We start from the raw sequence: 3,662 nt of genomic DNA on the forward strand, positions 1-3,662 counted from the left end.
ACCCATTTGATGACCGATCGGGCAGGGCTCGACACACTCGACCCGACCGCACTGGAGGACCTACGGGCTGTGGTACTCGACAACGGTGTCGGCGCGGTTCTCGAGGCTCCCTGGACCCAGGTGGATTCGATCGTGGAACTCAGCGAGTTGCTCGACATGGAGTGAGGCTGTTCCCCCGGCATGGGCAAGCCCAGGGTATGTGACTATGGGTACAGTCGGTCCGTTTGTAGTATCAGGTTTCCCGCTGGAAACGTGTCATAGAAGTGTTCTATAGCGGCAGGATGTGCAGAGTTTTTATGATTCGCTTGTCGGGAAATAAGCTACGGGCTCATGGGTGGGGACCCAGGAAGCGGAAAGCGGGGGCCGCGTGACCCGGCCGACGCGGGTGCGGCCCACGCGCACGAGGCGACCTAGGGTCACCACTCTCGCGCAGCTGATGGCAACCGCGGTCGAAGCGAATCCGACCGGCACCGCGGTTGTCTTCGCCGACGCTGTCAGCTCGCGCGGCCATCTCACCTACGCGGAACTGGACGCCAGGTCGACCCGACTGGCGCGACTGCTCATCGATCGCGGCGTCGGGCCGGAGGACCTGGTCGCGGTGGGGATTCCGCGCTCGGTCGAATCCGTGGTCGCGGTCTGGGCAGTGGCCAAGACCGGCGCCGGGTTCGTCCCGGTCGACCCGAACTACCCGCCTGATCGCGTCGAGCACATGGTGAAGGATTCGGGCGCGGTGCTCGGCCTCGCTGTCGCACATGTCGTGGACGAACTGCCCAGCGAAATCGAGTGGCTGGTCATCGACCCCGACACTTCCGCACATCAGCTGGAGAGCTACCCGATCGAACCGGTCACTTACGCGGATCGGCTGCGGCCGCTGCGTGCTGAGCATCCCGCCTACGTCATCTACACCTCGGGTTCGACGGGTATGCCGAAGGGCGTTGTGGTGACCCAGGCCGGGTTGGCGAGTTTTTGTGCGGAGCAGCGCGACCGGTATCGGGTGACCGACGTGTCGCGCACGTTGCATTTCGCTTCGCCGTCGTTCGACGCGTCGGTGCTGGAACTGCTGCTCGCGCTCGGCGGCGCGGCGACCATGGTCGTGGTGGCGCCGACGGTCTACGGCGGCGACGAGCTGGCCGGGCTGTTGCGCAGGGAAGCGGTGACGCACGCGTTCGTCACCCCTGCTGCGTTGGCTTCGGTGGATCCCGTTGGTCTTGACGAGTTGCGGGTTGTCGTTGTGGGCGGGGAAGCATGCCCGTCGGAGTTGGTGCGTCGTTGGGTGCTTCCGATTCCCGATGGTGATCGTGAGTTCTACAACGCTTACGGGCCGACTGAGGCCACGGTCGTGACGAATGCCAGCGCGCCATTGGTGCCTGGTGCATCGGTGACGATCGGTGCGCCGATCCGGGCGATCACCGAGTACGTGTTGGACGAACGCCTGGTGCCGGTCCCGATCGGTGTGGTCGGCGAGTTGTACGTCGCCGGCCCACAACTGGCCCGCGGCTACCAGCAGCGCCCCGGCCTCACGGCCGTGCGTTTCGTGGCGAACCCGTTCGACGCGAACGGTTCCCGGCTCTATCGCACCGGTGACTTGGTGCGCTGGACTGTCGATGGTGAGTTGGAGTATTTAGGCCGCAATGACTTCCAGGTGAAGATCCGCGGTTTCCGAATCGAATTGGGCGAGATCGACGCTGTGCTCACCGGCCACGAGAGCGTGGACTTCGCCGTCACGATCGGGCACGAGCTGGAGAGCGGGGCGACGATCCTCGCGTCCTATGTGCACGCGGCGGGTGGCCACTCGATCGACGTCGGTGAGCTGATCGCGCACGCCGAACGCAGCCTGCCCGCGCACATGGTGCCGACCTCCGTCATGGTGCTGGACGAGGTCCCGCTGACCCCTGCGGGCAAACTGGATCGCAGGGCGCTGCCCACGCCGCGCCTGCAGACCAGGACGTTTCGCGCCCCAGTCGGACCGCTTGAAGAGCTGGTCAGCAAGGTGTTCGGCGAATTGCTCGGCGCAGGTGACCAGGTCGGCGCGGACGACGATTTCTTCGAGCTCGGCGGCAACTCGCTGATCGCGACGCAGATCGCGGCTCGGCTCGGCGCGTCGGTCGGCGCGCGGATACCCGCCCGAACGGTTTTCGGGGCACCGACGGTTGCCTTGCTGGCCACGCGGCTCGCCGAATTCGAAGGTGGCGAAGCACGTCGTGCGTTGGTTCCGGTAGAGCGCCCTGAGCGGGTTCCGTTGTCGTTGGCGCAGCAGCGGATGTGGTTTTTGAATCAGTTCGATACTGATTCCGCGGCGAACAATGTTCCGTTTGCGATTCGGTTGTCGGGTGCGCTGGATGTGGGGGCGTTGCAGGCGGCGGTCGCGGATGTGATCGAGCGTCATGAGTCGTTGCGGACGGTGTATCCGGCAGTGGATGGTACGGGGTACCAGGTGGTTCTGCCTGCCGCCCAGGCTGTTCCGGATCTCACGCCGCACACCCTCGCCGCCGACGAGGTCCCGGAATGGCTGCGCGCCTTCACGGCCGCAGGGTTCGACGTCGCGGCCGAAGTGCCCCTGCGCCTTTCGCTCGCCTGCCTCGATATCGACGACTACGTTCTCGCCGTCGTGGTGCACCACATCGCCGCAGACGGCACCTCCATAGCTCCGCTGGTGCGCGACCTGATGACCGCCTATATCGCGCGCCGCGCTGCCACCGCGCCCGACTGGGCTCCGCTGCCGGTGCAGTACGCGGACTACACGTTGTGGCAGCGTGCGGTGCTCGGCGACGAGAACGACCCCAGCTCCGTGGCGGCCGCGCAGATCGCCTACTGGCGCGATGCCCTCGCGGGAATTTCGGAGCGGCTCGACCTTCCGATGGACCGGCCGCGACCCGCGCTCGCCTCGGGGCGCGGCGCCGTGTTCACCTTCACTCTCGACGCAAGGACCAGGGCAGGGCTCGACCACCTCGCGCAGGCCAGCGGTGCTTCACTGTTCATGGTGGTGCACAGCGCCTTTGCCGCGCTGCTCGCACGACTATCCGGTGCCGACGACATCACCATCGGTACGCCGGTCGCCGGGCGCGGTGAGCCGGAACTCGACGATCTGGTCGGCATGTTCGTCAACATGCTGGCACTGCGGACCGCGGTCGATCCCGCGTTGTCGTTCCGCGACCTGCTCGAGACGACCAAAGAGACGGATCTCGCGGCATTCTCGCATGCCGAGCTGCCGTTCGAGCGATTGGTCGAGGTGCTCGACCCGGTGCGTTCGCAAGCGCATCATCCGCTGTTCCAGGTGGCATTGTTCTTCCAGAACATGGATCAGGCGCAGCTCGAGTTGCCGGGTCTGTCCATGAGCGCGGTCGAATTCGATAGCGCGAGCGCCAAATTCGACCTGCAACTGACAGTGACGCCGCAAGAAGGCCCTGACGCGGGCCTAGCGGCCACGTTCACCTACGCCACCGATCTGTTCGACAAGGAGTCGATCGCCGATCTCGCGGCGCGCTTCGGCCGGCTGCTGCGCGCGGTCACGGCCGATCCGGATCACGCGCTGGGTGATATCGATCTGCTGACCACAGTCGAGCGGCACCGGATCCTGCGGGACTGGAACGACACCAGCTACCCGGTTGATTCCGGGTTGTTGCTGGATGGGTTCCGGCGTGCGGTCGAGGCTGATCCGGGTG

Annotated in this window: 1 protein-coding gene; it reads left to right on the forward strand. The window is 65.8% G+C overall.

Annotated elements, in window-relative coordinates; genetic code table 11:
• Window positions 1-436 precede the first annotated feature (436 nt).
• Window positions 437-3,662: amino acid adenylation domain-containing protein (locus AB0H00_RS31810; protein WP_357273613.1), on the forward strand; the 3,226-nt coding region annotated here is incomplete at its 3' end.

This window comes from Nocardia sp. NPDC023852, from assembly GCF_040639505.1.
Classification (GTDB): Bacteria; Actinomycetota; Actinomycetes; order Mycobacteriales; family Mycobacteriaceae; genus Nocardia.